General features: G+C 35.1%; 15 protein-coding genes. 1 reads left to right on the forward strand and 14 read right to left on the reverse strand.

The features are described 5' to 3' along the window. The first annotated feature begins 5 nt into the window (after positions 1–5). Positions 6–2,864 carry a phosphodiester glycosidase family protein gene (locus ACFWUA_RS03135; RefSeq protein ID WP_416198715.1) on the forward strand — a complete coding sequence of 953 codons (2,859 nt, stop codon included), beginning with the start codon at positions 6–8 and terminating at the stop codon, positions 2,862–2,864. Positions 2,865–2,906: 42 nt separating this feature from the next. On the opposite strand, the gene ACFWUA_RS03140 is transcribed toward ACFWUA_RS03135, so the two are convergent. The 14 genes from ACFWUA_RS03140 to atpA all read right to left on the reverse strand — a co-directional run bounded on the left by ACFWUA_RS03140 (position 2,907) and on the right by atpA (position 15,931). Beyond that, a complete protein-coding gene (locus ACFWUA_RS03140; RefSeq protein WP_416198716.1) occupies positions 2,907–3,743 on the reverse strand; it encodes a transglycosylase SLT domain-containing protein in 837 nt (278 codons plus the stop codon). Between the two features lie 22 nt (positions 3,744–3,765). Further along, positions 3,766–4,095, reverse strand: a complete 330-nt coding sequence (locus ACFWUA_RS03145; RefSeq protein ID WP_416198717.1) for a rod-binding protein — start codon at positions 4,093–4,095, stop codon at positions 3,766–3,768. 13 nt (positions 4,096–4,108) lie between these two features. Continuing rightward, complete coding sequence (flgG, locus tag ACFWUA_RS03150) at positions 4,109–4,903, reverse strand: flagellar basal-body rod protein FlgG (protein WP_416198718.1); 795 nt, start codon at positions 4,901–4,903, stop codon at positions 4,109–4,111. A gap of 14 nt (positions 4,904–4,917) precedes the next feature. Then, the gene (locus ACFWUA_RS03155; protein ID WP_416198719.1) at positions 4,918–5,925 is read right to left on the reverse strand and encodes a flagellar hook-basal body protein; all 1,008 of its coding nucleotides are present in this window, start codon (positions 5,923–5,925) and stop codon (positions 4,918–4,920) included. A 58-nt stretch (positions 5,926–5,983) separates the two neighbouring features. Beyond that, positions 5,984–7,012, reverse strand: a complete 1,029-nt coding sequence (locus ACFWUA_RS03160; RefSeq protein ID WP_416198720.1) for a rod shape-determining protein — start codon at positions 7,010–7,012, stop codon at positions 5,984–5,986. A 164-nt stretch (positions 7,013–7,176) separates the two neighbouring features. Then, a complete protein-coding gene (gene spoIIID, locus ACFWUA_RS03165; protein ID WP_416198721.1) occupies positions 7,177–7,431 on the reverse strand; it encodes a sporulation transcriptional regulator SpoIIID in 255 nt (84 codons plus the stop codon). Between the two features lie 96 nt (positions 7,432–7,527). Then, a complete protein-coding gene (locus ACFWUA_RS03170; RefSeq protein WP_416198722.1) occupies positions 7,528–8,292 on the reverse strand; it encodes a peptidoglycan DD-metalloendopeptidase family protein in 765 nt (254 codons plus the stop codon). 84 nt (positions 8,293–8,376) lie between these two features. Next, positions 8,377–9,396, reverse strand: a complete 1,020-nt coding sequence (gene spoIID / locus ACFWUA_RS03175) for a stage II sporulation protein D (protein WP_416198723.1) — start codon at positions 9,394–9,396, stop codon at positions 8,377–8,379. Between the two features lie 70 nt (positions 9,397–9,466). Next, on the reverse strand, positions 9,467–10,720 hold the full coding sequence (gene murA / locus ACFWUA_RS03180) for a UDP-N-acetylglucosamine 1-carboxyvinyltransferase (RefSeq protein ID WP_416198724.1): 1,254 nt from the start codon (positions 10,718–10,720) through the stop codon (positions 9,467–9,469). A gap of 24 nt (positions 10,721–10,744) precedes the next feature. Further along, positions 10,745–11,524, reverse strand: a complete 780-nt coding sequence (locus ACFWUA_RS03185) for a YwmB family TATA-box binding protein (protein ID WP_416198725.1) — start codon at positions 11,522–11,524, stop codon at positions 10,745–10,747. 168 nt (positions 11,525–11,692) lie between these two features. Next, complete coding sequence (locus tag ACFWUA_RS03190; protein ID WP_416198726.1) at positions 11,693–12,124, reverse strand: F0F1 ATP synthase subunit epsilon; 432 nt, start codon at positions 12,122–12,124, stop codon at positions 11,693–11,695. 2 nt (positions 12,125–12,126) lie between these two features. Further along, on the reverse strand, positions 12,127–13,524 hold the full coding sequence (gene atpD, locus ACFWUA_RS03195) for a F0F1 ATP synthase subunit beta (protein ID WP_416198727.1): 1,398 nt from the start codon (positions 13,522–13,524) through the stop codon (positions 12,127–12,129). A 19-nt stretch (positions 13,525–13,543) separates the two neighbouring features. Beyond that, complete coding sequence (gene atpG, locus ACFWUA_RS03200) at positions 13,544–14,398, reverse strand: ATP synthase F1 subunit gamma (RefSeq protein WP_416198728.1); 855 nt, start codon at positions 14,396–14,398, stop codon at positions 13,544–13,546. Between the two features lie 27 nt (positions 14,399–14,425). Then, positions 14,426–15,931 carry a F0F1 ATP synthase subunit alpha gene (atpA, locus tag ACFWUA_RS03205; protein WP_416198729.1) on the reverse strand — a complete coding sequence of 502 codons (1,506 nt, stop codon included), beginning with the start codon at positions 15,929–15,931 and terminating at the stop codon, positions 14,426–14,428. Positions 15,932–15,935 lie beyond the last annotated feature (4 nt).

Consider the following 15,935-nt stretch of genomic DNA (forward strand, 5'->3'; position numbering starts at 1 on the left):
GAGAAATGAACAATAGTTTTAAGAAGTTCTTAGTAAGTTTAATTGCAATATCGTTAATTCTTAGTGGCAATATTTTTTCAATAGCTGAAGCAAAAAAGACACAAGATCAAACTTATACAATATATGAAACAACAAACGCAGAAGATCTTTCCAGTGGGGTAGTTCATGAAAATGTACTTAAGTTTACCAACAAGGGTTGGTGGAATATAAATGTATTGAGAGTAAATTTAGAAGATGAGTATACAGAAATAAAGGGGTTATTTAGCAGCAAGGGAATTTCAAGCAGAGAAAAGGTGAGCACTATGGTGAAGGAGTCCAATGCCATAGCTGGAGTCAATGGGGATTTCTTTGAGTATAAACCTTTTCCAAGTCCAATAGGCACCTTGATAAATGATGGTGAAATCATATCATCTCCAATGGCAAAAGAATATGCAAAACCTGCTTTTGTACTTACAGATAGCAAGAATGCTTCAATTACCTATTTTGATAAAAGACTTGCAGCTGTATCTTCTGCTACAGGAGTAGAAGTCATTCTTTCAGCTATAAACAAAGTTAGTCAAGCCTATGAAGAAGTAATGCTCTACAACAAACACTGGGGAGCTAAATCCATAGGAAATAAACTTCACAAAGACCTTATAGAAATAGTAGTAGTAGACAATATTGTAACTGATGTAAGAATTGGGCAACCACCAGTAGATATCCCTGAAAATGGCTACATACTTGCTGGAAGGGGAAGAGTAGAAGAAAGGCTTTTAAATAATTTTCACTTAGGAGACACAGTGGAACTTAAACTTTCCACTACTCCAAACTATGAAAATATAAAGATGGCAATTGGCGGCGGAAGCATAATCCTTAAAAATGGGGTTCCAATGAATACAGACATAGCTGCAAATGGATTAGATCCAAGAACAGGAATAGGAATTTCTAAAGATGGCAAAGAACTTATCATTGCAACTATAGATGGTAGAGATTCATCTTTCAAGGGAGTCACTGGAAAAACCTTTGGGTCCATAATGAAAGAATTGGGAGCCAATGATGCACTGCTATTTGATGGCGGTGGCTCTACTACTATGGCAGTTAAATATGTAGATGAAGAAAATGTAAAAGTTGTCAACAAACCTTCTGATGGAGGAGAAAGAAAAGTTATAAATGGTGTAGGAGTATTTTCAAATGCACCTAAGGGAAATCTTTCTAGTATAAAAGTCACAACTGATGACAAGAATATGTTTTTAAATACTACAAGAAGATTTAATATAAAAGGATATGATGAATACAAAAATCCTATAGAAGTAGATCAAGAAAAAGTCACCTATACTGTAGAAGGAATCAAAGGTGAATTCAATGGAAATACATTAAAAGCCCTATCCACTGGAAAAGGCAAAGTAATTGCAAACTATGAAGGTATCACTTCTTCTATCGATATTCAAGTGTTTGAAACTGTAAGAGATATAGTTTCAGATATAGATAAATTCACTATAGATATAAATAGTCAAAAGAACTTAGGAGTTTTCTATGGAAAAGATAGAGATGGATTTGATGCAATAGTATATCCTGAAGATGTAAAATGGGAAATCATAGGAGATGTTGGAAGAGTTGAAAATGGCATATTCTACAGTAGTAGCGAACCAAGTTCTGGTGCCATCACTGCTAGAATTGGAGATGGGGTAGAAAATATATTAGTGGCTGTAGGAAGCAAGGGAGTTCTTATTGAATCCTTTGAAGATTTAAATAGAGTATCTTTTTCTTCTTATCCAGCTGAAGTCTCAGGAAGTATTGGATTGGTAAGTGAAGCCAAAGAAGGCAATGGCTCTTTAAGTCTTAAATATGACTTTACAGTAGGAGATAAGACTAGAGCCGCTTATGTCAACTTAAATCCTAATGATCAAAAGGGAATACTACTAGATGGAAATCCTAAAAAGCTAGGTCTTTGGGTATATGGAGATGAAGGAAACTCTTGGCTTAGAGGCAATATCACAGATAAAAATGGTACTGAATACAATATAGATTTTGCAAAAGTAGTGGATTGGACAGGATGGCAATATATCACAGCTGATATTCCTTCAAATATTACTTATCCAATCACTTTAAATAAAATATATCTAGTAGAAACAGATCCTGTAAAAAAAGGCAGCGGAGAAATTTACATGGATGGCCTTGTAGCCATATATCCTTCATCATATAAAAATATGGTACTACCTGCCTCCAGTAATATGACTGATGTGAAAAATAAGGAAGTAAAAAAAGATAAAAATGGTTTTTCCTTTATAGTCACCTCTGCTCCACAAAATTTAGACGATGTAGTTAAATATAAAGCTAGTGACAAAATCAAATCCAATGTAAACAAACACGATTTAGCTATATTCATGGGTGGTAGCACAGCTGATTTCAAGAAAGGCCTAAAACCTAAAACAATCATTGATGTAAAAAGTGGATACAAACCTTATAGATATGGAAATGTACTCTTCATCAAAGCTGATAGCTCCAAAAATGGACTTAGAGCTACAAATCCAGAACAATGGCTATGGCTTAAACATGATTTAGAAAATGCAAAAGAAAAAAATATAGTTGTCATATTGCCAACTCCAATATTTGGCAATGGAGGATTCACTGATAAACTTGAAGCAGAACTTCTACACAGCATACTTTCTGAAGTCAAATTAAATGGAAAAGATGTTTGGGTAGTTTATGGAGGAAATGGAACTAATACCGATTTAAAGGATGGAATTAGATACATTCAAGTAAATTCAAAAGGAGTTTCAAATCCTCAAGATATCTACAATATCAGCATGGCTGAATTTGTGGTAAATAAAGACAATATCACATATCAAATAAAGCCTGTTTTTCAAAGACCTAAAATCCAGTAGAAATTGAATGAAAAAGGTGCTAACTTAAAGTTAGCACCTTTTTCATTCAAGCTTTTTTATCCAATTCCCAAATACCCAGTAAGTTTTATCATCTGAGGTCTTTACCTTATAAAAATAAAATCCCCTCTTAAGATTTGGCCCTTCTAGTATAGTCATCTCCGTATTTTCTTTGATTTTCCCTATTTCCTTTCCATAGGGAGAAGACAAAAGAACTATATATTTTTTCCCATCAGCAACCACCTTGTCACCTTTATTGTATATGATGATATCACCTTTATGAGTTTCTTTTGGCGGATTTATTTTAGTTTTATTTTTTGGTACTCCTCTTGAAGGAATACTTCCTCTATTGATGGGAACTATATCTTGCCCATATTGTTTTTTTGCAACTGAATAAATTTTGTTTTGATAAGTATTTGAATTTACATTTGGATTATTCCTCTCCAAAAGTCCATTGTAAGCCCAAAGAGCAAAATACCAATTTTCCAATGTATTTGGATCCATATCTCCTATTTGAGGCATTCTATCATTGGCATATCTCCACTTGGCAAGAAGGACATCTGCCCCAGCTTCAATATTATATACAGGATCATTTTTAAGTTTATTCGAATCATAGCCCCTACTATGAACTTGCATGATACCTATATTGCCACTTCTGCTTGTATATGGAGTACCATTGTCTGTAAACTGTCTAAAAGAACTCTCTACATTTGCTATAGCCTTTAAAATAACACTAGGTATTCCTCTCTTTTTTGCTATTTCTTCAACCAATTTTTCCGTTTCTTTTCTTGACAATTTTTTGCCCACTTCACAATAAGCCGTACTAAAGGCTCCCACCACTATCATGAGTAGCAGAAGAAAAGATAAAATCTTTCTTCTCATAAAAAACCCCCCAATTTAAAGATTACAAGCTTGGATTTTGCCTTTTAAATTGCTCATAGAGCATTTTAGCTAAACCTATACCTTGACCTTTCTTTGCTACTTCCTTTGAAATTTCTTCATCAAACATATCTTCAAATATCTTTGTAGCAGTGCTCTTTTCTATAAATCCATCTTCAGGTATAGTATTTCTCATTTCTTTCATCATCATATGAATGAAAATAGCCTCAAAATCCTTACATACATTCACAAGTTCTTCATCTTTATTGGTCTCTTTTGCACCTTCTATTTTTCTCTCTAAAATAGACTCATCTGGAGTACGCCTTATGATAAAATCATTTGGAAGAATTTCCATATTGTCACCTCAATTATCTCTTCAAATTGTTAACTATCTGCAGCATTTCATCTGAAGTCTGTATTGCCTTGGAATTTATCTCATAGGCTCTTTGAGCAGTAATCATCTTCACCATTTCTTCTACCACTTGAACATTAGAAGCTTCCAAATATCCTGATACAAATCTTGATTTCATCTCTTCCGCTTCCACTGGTATTTCTTCTCCTGAAGCTTCGCTGGCACTATATAAATTCATTCCTTCCCCTACAAGCCCTTCAGGATTCATGAAATTCACCAATTTAAGTCTCCCTATATCGACTATTTCTCCATCTTCATCTTTTCCTGTTATATATCCAAATTCATCTATATTTATATCCCTCAAGCCACTTTCAAAAACTATTTCATCTTCATCCTCACTAAGCACTGTATATCCTTCCGAAGTCACCAATTTCCCTTCGTCTCCATCTATGCTCAATTTAAAACTCCCATCTCTTGTATATCTAATATCACCATTGGGAAGTTCTATGGCAAAAAACCCTTCTCCATCTATAGCCACATCATATGGATTTTGAGTTTCTATAAAACTACTAGTTCTAAAATCCCTTTTAGTAGCAGTAGGCATCACTCCATGACCTACTTCTAAATTTACAGGTCTGCCTTGTTCATCAGTCAAATTGCTTCTCTTCATATTGGCATAAAACAAATCCTTAAACTCTGCTCTTTGAGTTTTATAAGCTGTAGTATTTACATTGGAAAGATTGTTGGCAATAGTATCTATATTTAGCTGTTGAGCCCTCATTCCAGTAGCTGCAGTCCACATAGCCCTCATTTTTTCTCACTCTCCTATACTCTTCCTATTTCATTTGCTGATTTTTCAAGCATTTCATCCTGAACTCTTATGGCTTTTTGGCAAGATTCAAAATTTCTCAAAAGATTTATCATCTCTACCATTTCTTTTATAGAATCCACATTAGATTCTTCCAAAAAACCTTGAAGTACTTCTCCACTAAAAGGTATTTCTTCCCCTTCTACATCTTCAGGTATTTGATATAGATTATTCCCTATTTTCCTTAGATATTCCTTGTTGTCCAAATCCACTACATCAAGCATAGATACATTTAATTCTTCTCCTCTAGCTATGACTATAGGTCCATTTTGGCCCAATACTCTATAGCCATCAACCGTCGTCAATTCTCCATTTGCATTCACAGTAAAAGCACCATTTCTCGTATAGTAAGTTTCACCATCATCTCCTTGAACTTTAAAAAACCCACTTCCATTCAAGGCTACATCATATTTCCCACCAGTTTCCACCATTGCTCCTTGACTAAAATCCACCACAACTTTTTTCACATTAACTCCTGCACTCATAGTACCTATGACTCTAGGACTTGGATTATATACAAGTCCCTGTATCATTGCCTCTAAATCTCCACCTTGTCCTTTTATAGGATTTCCACCTGGCCCAACTATATAGTTTTCCGCATCTACTTTATACTCATTTTTTTCATTTCTATAGAAAGTCCTAAGGTATCCTTCATCATCTAAAACAAATTGAATATCCTTTACATAGCTAATTCCATTGGGCGTTCTCACCATAAAATAGCCTTCATCCGTATGAGCCGTATGTATTTCTCCATCAGTTTGATAATATATTTCATTTTCTCTACTTGAACTAATATTTGGCTTATCATTTATTTTACTAAGAAGCACTTCTGGAAAAGATTCAGTTATAGTTATATCTTTCTTATATCCCATTGTATTCATATTTGAAAGATTATTTGCTATTGATTCTAATCTTTTTTGATTTGCTATAAGGGAAGTTGCAGATATATACAATCCTCTATTCAAAATTCATCACATCCTCATTAAATACTCTAGAATGTTATCGTCACATTGAAAAAAAACTTTAATATCTTCCCCCAATAGATTCTTCACCTACTATACTATTTTCCAATACATCTACCCAATCCAAAGCTTTTCCTGTACCTATAGCCACACATTCAATAGGATCATCTGCAATTCTTGTTGGAATTCCTGTCCTCTCATATATAAGCTTATCCAATCCATACAATAGTGCTCCTCCTCCAGTCATGACTATACCTGTATTTCCAATATCTGCTGCCAATTCTGGTGGAGTCCTTTCAAGTACTGCATGAACTGTATCCACTATATTTGTAATAGGCTCCTCAAGAGCCTCTAAAATTTCCTCCGAAGACACAACTATAGTTTTTGGAAGCCCTGTAACTAAATTTCTCCCCCTTATCTCCATAGTCACATCTTTTTCTCTTTTATATGCTGTACCTATTTTCATCTTCAACTCTTCGGCACTACGTTCTCCAATCATCACATTGTGTTTTTTTCTTATATATCTAATTATAGCATCATCACATTCATCTCCAGCTACCTTTATTGAACGGCTCACAACCATTCCGCCCAAAGATATAACCGCTACATCGGTAGTACCCCCACCTATATCCACTATCATATTTCCATTAGGTTGAGTAATATCAATTCCAGCCCCTATAGCTGCTGCAATAGGCTCTTCAATAAGATATGTCTTTTTAGCACCTGCTTGAGTACTAGCTTCTATCACTGCCCTTTTTTCAACTTCAGTCACACCACTAGGTACACAAACTATAATTCTAGGTTTGAAAAAACTCTTACCTATAGCTTTGTGAATAAAATACTTAAGCATTTTTTCCGTCACTTCATAATCAGATATTACCCCATCTCTAAGTGGCCTCATTGCAATAATATTCCCCGGTGTACGCCCTAACATCTTTCTCGCCTCTTCTCCAACAGCTAAGAATTGTTTAGTATTTTGATCTATTGCTACTACCGATGGCTCATTTAGAACTATTCCCTTTCCCTTTGCGTAGACAAGAATACTGGCAGTTCCCAAATCTATTCCCATATCAGTCTTTAATGCAGCCATTTCTTCTCCTCCTTTTTTGGTTTATTATATATCAATTGTAGTTATTTTCCCATAAAATTTCGCATCATGATATTATTCTATATAAATACAAAAAAACCTTTATTTTTTTTAAATTATTTAAAAAATTTGCCCAAAAATGCTTAAAAGGTCCCATCGGGACCTATTTAATCATTTACAGCTTTGTATTTCATTTTTGTCGCCTTGCCACCTCTTATATGTCGTTCTGCTTTGTTCAGTTCTAATACTTCTTTCACCATATTTGCAATAAGAGGGTTTATCTTGGGAAGCCTTTCCGTCACATCTTTATGTACTGTACTTTTGCTCACCCCAAATACACCGGCTGCTTGTCTTACGGTAGCTTTTTCACTTATTATATACTTTGCAATCTCCAGTGCTCTTTCTTCTATATAATCTTTCACACATTTAACCCCCTTTGAACTTATTTTGGGATTTTAACCTTTTTTAAATACTTATGCACATTTTTAAATTTATAGAACTCTTATTGTTGCCAAAATTTACTTTAAACTAGGCAAATAATTTTTAGGGTCTATATTTTGCTCATTCAATATAACTTCGAAGTGAAGATGTGGTGAATCTGCCATTTCTATTCCCTTAGGCTTTCCTATGCCGCTTATAGTTTCGCCCTTTTTTATCTTTTGCCCTACTTTTACCATGTCTTTAGTAGAAAGATTTGCATACCTTGTCTGTAACCCATTCTGATGATCAAGTACTATGACTACTCCCCAAAGTTCATCTTCATATACTTCACTTACCACTCCATCTAAACTAGCTTTTACAGGAGTTCCCTCTTCCGCTTCTATATCCACTCCACCATGACTAGTCCACTCTTCCAATGTCTTTGAATAAACCAAATTTTCTCCTGTAAAATCCAATGTAATTTTCCCTTTAACTGGTACGCAAAAAGCTTCTTTAGCTTCTGCTTTTGGTTTTTCCTCTTGCAAATCTCCTTCTACTTTTTCTAAATCTTCATTTAAATCTTCCTCGTCATCTTCTTCATCTTCTTCATCTTCTTCATAATTTTCATCTCTATTTTCTCCTATTTTTGCACTCTCTAAAGAAGGTTCCATCAATTCATTTTCATAGTCTTCTTCATTTTCTTCTACTACAAAAAAGTTTTCATCTTTTATAGGCTTGTCATTACTTTCAATCTTCTTTAAATTGTTTCTAGATACCCAAACTGATGTCACAGCAACTATGCATACACATGCAAATAAAATAATATAAAATCCATCTTTCTCCCATGAAAACTTGTTTTTCATCTCTTCACCTCCATTAGCTAGTATTGCCAAATTTAAATATTTAATACATAAAAAAAAGTGAGTAAAAGAACTTTTTTAGTTCTCTTACTCACTTTTATACTGTTCTATTTCAACACCTGTATAATAGTGCTTAAGTATTTCTCTATAATCACTGCCATGCTTAGCCATGCCATTGGCACCCCATTGACTCATACCCACTCCATGACCATAGCCAGTAGTTTCAATATCCACCATTTCAACCTTAGGATTGTAGATAATCTTAAAATTGGTGGAATTTAAATTGAAAAGCTCTCGAATTTCTCTACCTTCCACTACCTGACCATCAATCATTACTTTTTTTATCCTTCCGCTTTCAGTCCTTTCAACAAGTTTTATCTTGTCTGGAAGGTTTTCTTTGGTGATATTTGCATTGGGGTATATGCTCTTTATCTTTTCTATAAACTCATCTACACTAAAAGTAGCAACACTCTTAAACTTTGGAGCATCCTCCTCATTGGGGCTTTCCACTCCCTTTAAATAAGGCAAATCATTTGCAAATACATCTTTTGAATCCTCTGTCATACCACCACTAGTAGAATGATAGAGAGGTTCTATTATCTCTCCATTATAATATATTACCTCTCCCTTTGTACTCTCTACAGCTTTTTCAATTTTGGGCCAATACTTATCAACCCATTTCTTTGAATGGATACTCTCAAGCTCTCCCAAAGAAAGAAAAGCTTGACAATGGACACCAGTACAAAGAGGAGCTTGAGGGTGATCTGGATGGCCTTCTTTGAACTTATTCATCTTGTAAATAGCATAAGTCCTGCTAGCCACCGCTTGAGCCTTCAGAGCTTCTTCATGAAACTCTGCTGGCATCTCAGATGCTACCACTCCCTTTACATAGTCCTCAAGAGGAATTTTCACTGCCTCTTGAGTTCTAGTATCATATACTTTTATGTATCCGTCAAACTTTTCATCCAATACATCTTTTTTTATTTTTTCTTTTGATATTTCCTTTTCATCTTCCCTAGAAACCAAATTTACAGTCTTCACCAAAATCGTAGGAAGAATAATAGTGATTATCAAAATAAATCCCAAGTACATCCAAAACTTTTTCATCTTTTCCCCCTCTTTTTATCTTCAAGTTATCTAATTACATTCTATGCTATGGGAAAAGATGATATGTTAATTATTCTTCTCTATAAATTTTTGCTCCCAATTTAGAAAGCTTATTTTCAATTCCATCATAACCTCTATCAATGTGATAAATGTTATCTATAGTAGTCTTTCCATCTGCAACCAATCCTGCCAATATAAGAGCTGCTCCTGCCCTTAAATCTGTAGCCTTAACAGGAGCTGAAGTCAAACTACTGACTCCCTGAACTATGGCAGATCTGCCATCAATCTTTATATTTGCACCCATCCTCTTAAGTTCATCTACATGCATAAATCTGTTTTCAAACACAGTTTCAATAATGACACTTGTACCTTCAGTCACACTCATAAGACTCATAAATTGAGCTTGCATATCCGTAGGAAATCCTGGATAAGGAAGAGTCTTTATATCTACGGCCTTTCTATCAGCCGTACCTATAACTCTTATCTTGTCTCCATTTTCCCAAATTTCACATCCAATTTCTCTAAGCTTTGCAATTGCTGGCTTTATGTGACTTGGGATCACATTTTCAATAATGATATCTCCACAAGTAATAGCACTAGCCACCATAAAAGTACCAGCTTCAATCCTATCTGGTATAATGGAATGAGTTGCTCCTCTAAGCTTTTCTACACCACGAATACGAATACTGCTAGTTCCTGCTCCACTTATATCTGCACCCATCTTATTTAAAAAATTGGCCAAGTCAACTATTTCTGGCTCCATAGCCGCATTGTCAATAATAGTCTCTCCTTCTGCCAATACAGCTGCCATCATGATATTTTCTGTAGCCCCTACACTGGGAAAATCCAAATAAATCCTATCTCCTTTAAGATGATCTCCAAAAGCTCCAACATATCCATGATCCACATCAATTTCCGCTCCCAATGCTCTAAATCCCTTTAAATGCAAATCTATAGGGCGAGTTCCTATAGCACAACCTCCAGGAAGAGAAGTTTTTGCCTTTCCCAAACGGGTCAAAAGAGGTCCCATGACCAAAAAAGAGGCCCTCATCTTACTCATCAACTCATAGGGTGTTTCATAACTATTCATATTGGCAGAATTTATCTTTATTTTTCCTCCGCCATATTTTTCTACATCTGCTCCAAGCAAAGCCAATACCTCACAAAAAACATCTACATCTTTTAAATTTGGCACATCTTCCAAAACTACATCTTCCGTACTCAACAAAGAAGCCGCAAGAATTGGTAGTGCTGAATTTTTGGCCCCACTAATCCTAACTGTTCCTTTCAACGGAGGGCTCTTCTCCACCACAATTTTGCCCAAAACAATCACTCCTAATCTTTTTCTTTAATATCCTATGGTAATAATAGGCGTTCCAATCCAGATATACGTTTTGTCTTCATACTCATTATACCTCATAGCTACATTATAATTCATCTTTTTATTTCCTGTATAGATATAATTATTTATAAGTGGAGTATAAGCAGTAATACTGACTAAATTTTCATCTTCATAATCCTCTATTATTTTACCATTTATTTTATTAATTGTCATTTGAATTTTTTTATTCATCTCATTCCTACTTAATTTTCCATTAAAGCTACCTATAATGCAAGTGGTAATTTCTGCTTTGTTTTCATTTTGTTTAAATATTGCTCTTTTTTTCTCCATTATTTCATCAATTCTACTATATTCCACTGTTTTTATCACATCTACAAAAACAGTGGTTTCTCCACTTCCACTTTCCTCATTTCGATAAGATGTGACAAATATACTTATTGCTTCACCATTTTCATTTTTTCCCCATAAATTGTATTGAATAAATCCATCTTCAACTGTCACACTTTCTGAATAACAATCCTTGGTACAATTTTTTTCATAGAAGTTTTCTTCTTCCTTTTCCCCAACTATACCCATTTCATCTTTTATACTCTGACCTAGTTCAATCATTTCACTTTCACTTAAAAATTTATCAACTATAACCCCCCCAAAATTTACATCCATTTCAACTATATCTGCTCCTATTTCTTCAAGACTCTCTACCATGTTTTTTCCAGTATCTCCCACAGTACAACTTGTACATAAAATCAAAACACATATAACAATAAAATATAATGCCTTTTTCATCCCTATTCCTCCTCATATATTAAAACACAAAACAGTCCTTGTGTTTTCTATTTTGAGGAAAAGGCACTATGTAAACAGTAAAAATGTAAAGGGGGACAAAACACTTTTACTAAAAAGTACCCTCTCCTCATGATATGAGTATTGCCATGAGAGGGTACTTTTTATACATTAATCTCTTATTTTTCTATCTTCAACAGTGACTAAATCGGCTACTTCAAGTCTATTTATAGCTCTCTTTAGAGCCATTTCAGCTCTAGCCACATCTATTCCATCATGTCTATCTTTTAATCTTTTTTCTGCTCTTTCTTTGGCCTTTTTAGCTCTTTCTATATCAATTTCTTCAGGCCATTCTGCTGAATCTGCAATGATTGTAGTTTTTTCACTAGAAACTTCAATATATCCATTAGATACAGCAGCTATTCTTTCCTTTCCGTCTTCTGTCTTTATTTTTATTTTACCAATTGTAAGAGGAGTCACAAGAGGAGCTCTACCTTTTAATACTGCCAAATCTCCTTCTACGCCTCTTGTTATGACCATTTCCACTTCACCAGAAAAAAACATTCTATCAGGAGTTACAATTTCAAGAAGAAAATTAGCCATGACTATTCCTCCATCTCCTTAGCTTTTTCTACTACTTCATCAATGGTTCCCACCATGAAGAAAGCTTGTTCTGGCAAATCATCATGTTTTCCTTCAAGAATTTCCTTAAATCCTCTTACTGTTTCCCTAATAGGAACGTATTTTCCTTCCATACCTGTAAACTGTTCAGCTACATGGAAAGGTTGTGATAAAAATCTTTGAATCTTTCTAGCACGAGCAACTGTAAGCTTATCTTCTTCTGAAAGTTCATCAATTCCAAGTATAGCAATGATATCTTGAAGATCCTTATACCTTTGAAGAACTTCCTGTACCCCACGGGCAACTTCATAGTGTTCATCTCCCACTACTGCTGGGTCTAGTATTCTTGAAGTAGAGTCTAATGGATCTACTGCAGGATAAATACCCAATTCAGCAATTTGACGAGATAAAACTGTAGTTGCATCCAAGTGAGCAAAAGTTGTAGCTGGTGCTGGGTCAGTCAAGTCATCAGCTGGTACATATATAGCTTGAACCGATGTGATAGAACCTTTCTTCGTAGAAGTAATTCTCTCTTGCAATTGGCCCATTTCAGTAGCAAGTGTTGGTTGATAACCTACAGCACTAGGCATTCTCCCAAGTAGTGCTGATACTTCTGAACCAGCTTGAGTAAATCTAAATATATTGTCTATAAACAAAAGTACGTCTTGACCTTCTTGATCTCTAAAATATTCTGCCATTGTAAGGCCTGTAAGCCCAACTCTCATTCTTGATCCTGGTGGCTCATTCATCTGACCAAATACTAGTGTAGTCTTATCTATAACACCAGATTCAATCATTTCATAATATAGATCATTTCCTTCTCTAGTTCTCTCTCCTACTCCTGCAAATACAGAAAGTCCTCCATGTTGCTTAGCTATATTGTTTATAAGCTCCATGATAAGAACTGTTTTTCCTACTCCAGCACCACCAAATAGGCCTATCTTTCCACCTCTTGAATAAGGAGCAATAAGGTCTACTACTTTGATTCCCGTTTCAAAAATTTCTTTTGAAGTTTCTTGTTCTTCAAAAGATGGAGCTGGTCTATGAATTGGAGCAAATTGTTTTGCATTGACAGGCCCCTTTTCATCTATAGGCTCACCCAATACATTAAATAGTCTTCCCAAAGTTTCTTTACCTACTGGAACCTTTACAGATTCGCCTGTATCCACTGCTTCCATTCCTCTTACAAGTCCATCAGTAGAACCCATAGCTATACATCTTACAGTATTGTCTCCTGTATGTTGTGCAACCTCTACTACCAATCTTTCTCCATGATTATCTATCTCTATGGCATTTAAAAGATTGGGTAAATTTTCTTCATCAAATCTTATATCCACTATAGGCCCTATGACTTGAACTATCTTACCTATATTTTTGTCCATATCCACACTCCTTTCTACCTTACTTTAGAGCTTCTGCTCCTGCTACAATTTCAGACAATTCACTAGTTATAGCAGCCTGACGTGCTCTATTGAAACTAACAGTCAAATCATCAATCATCTCTTCTGCATTGTCCGTAGCTGATTCCATAGCAGTTCTTCTTGCACCCTGTTCACTACAAGAAGATTCCATGAGGGCACCATAAATAGTGCTCTCAATATATTTTGGAATAAGGTAGTCTAGTACTTCTTCTGGAGAAGGCTCATATTCCACTACAGATATTTTCCCGCCTTCTTCCCCTTTAATATCACTAGGGAGAAGTTTTATGATATTAGCCTGTTGAGAAATTGTAGTTATAAATTTTGTATAGGCAAGTTTCACTTCATCTATTTCCTTTTTCTCATATAGTTCCATGACAAGCCTTCCAATTTCTTGGGCATCACTGAAAAAAGGTTCTTCGGTTATGCCTACAAATTCACCAACTACATTGTATCCTCTTCTCTTAAAATAATCTCTTCCCTTATATCCAACAACTACTAGCAAGGTATCTTCCTTTTTATCTCTTATCTCACTTTCCACAAGCCTTAAGATATTTGAATTGTATCCTCCTGCCAATCCTCTATCAGCAGTCACTACTATATAAAGGGATTTTTTCACTTCCCTTACCTCCAAGAAAGGATGGGATATATCTCCAGTAGCAGAAAGTATCTCTTGAATACTCTCATATACTGTATCAAAATATGGTCTTGTAGTCTCTAGTTTTTCCCTTGCCTTCCTAAGTTTTGCAGAAGAAACCAGCTCCATAGCTTTAGTTATTTGTCTAGTATTTCGAATTCCTCTAATACGTCTCTTTATATCTCTTGTTGATTCAGCCAAATTTTCACCCCCTGCTCTTAAGGGAACTTAATTAAAATTTTTCTTAAATTCTACAATAGCATCCTTCAATTTTTCTTCAGTTTCACTTGTTATATCTTTTTCTGTCCTTATACTTTCAATTATCTCTGGATAATTGTTATTTACAAAATTCAAAAATTCTTTTTCAAATTGACCTACTTTTTCCACAGGTATATCAGTTAAATGCCTATTTATGACTGCATAAAGTATGACAACTTGATCTTCAACCTTCATAGGACTATATTGAGGTTGTTTAAGGATTTCCATCATTCTTTCACCTTGATGAAGTCTTTCCTTAGTATCCTTGTCAAGCTCTGAACCAAATTGAGCAAAAGCAGCCAATTCTCTATATTGAGCCAATTCAAGTTTAAGCTTCCCTGCAACTTTCTTCATAGCTTTTATCTGAGCGGCACCACCAACTCTAGATACAGAAAGTCCAGTATTTATAGCTGGTCTCTGACCTGAGAAGAACAAATCTGTCTCCAAAAATATCTGCCCATCAGTTATAGAAATAACATTGGTTGGAATATATGCAGATATATCTCCAGCTAAAGTTTCAATAATAGGTAGTGCTGTGATAGAACCTCCGCCATATTTTTCATCCAACTTTGCAGACCTTTCAAGAAGCCTTGAGTGTAGATAAAATACATCCCCAGGGAAAGCTTCACGTCCTGGTGGTCTACGAAGAAGCAAAGACATTGCTCTATATGCAATAGCATGTTTAGAAAGGTCATCATATACAATAAGTACATCCTTTCCCTGTGCCATAAATTCCTCTCCCATAGTCACACCTGAATAAGGTGCTATGTATTGAAGTGGAGCAAGTTCACTTGCTGTTGCTGAAACTACAATAGTATAGTCCATAGCTCCATTTTTTTCCAATACATCAACTATTTGAGCTACTGTACTTCTCTTTTGACCTATAGCTACATAAATACATATTACATCTTCATTCTTTTGATTTAAAATAGTATCTATAGCCAAAGCTGTCTTTCCAGTTTGTCTATCTCCTATGATAAGCTCTCTCTGTCCTCTCCCTATAGGAAACATTGAGTCAATAGCCTTTATACCAGTCTGTAGTGGTTGATTTACGCTTTTTCTCGTAATAACCCCTGGAGCTATCTTTTCAATAGGTCTAAATTCCTTAGCATTTATAGGGCCTTTCCCATCTATAGGCTGCCCAAGTGCATTTACTACTCTGCCTATCATTACATCTCCAACAGGAACCTCTACTATTCTTCCTGTTCTCTTTACAGTATCGCCTTCTTTTATGTCTCTATCTGAACCTAAAAGTACACACCCTACATTGTCTTCCTCTAAATTCAGAGCCATTCCATAAACTTCTCCAGGAAATTCTATAAGTTCACCAGCCATGCATCCTTCAAGACCATGAATTCTAGCTATTCCATCTCCTACTTGGATGACAGTTCCTATATCTACCATATTAAGCTTTTTTTCATATCTTTTTATCTGTTCCTTAATGACTGAACTTATTTCTTCTGGCCTTAGTTCCATTAGA

The sequence above is a fragment of the Sporanaerobacter sp. genome, from assembly GCF_047830725.1.
Lineage (GTDB): Bacteria > Bacillota > Clostridia > Tissierellales > Sporanaerobacteraceae > Sporanaerobacter.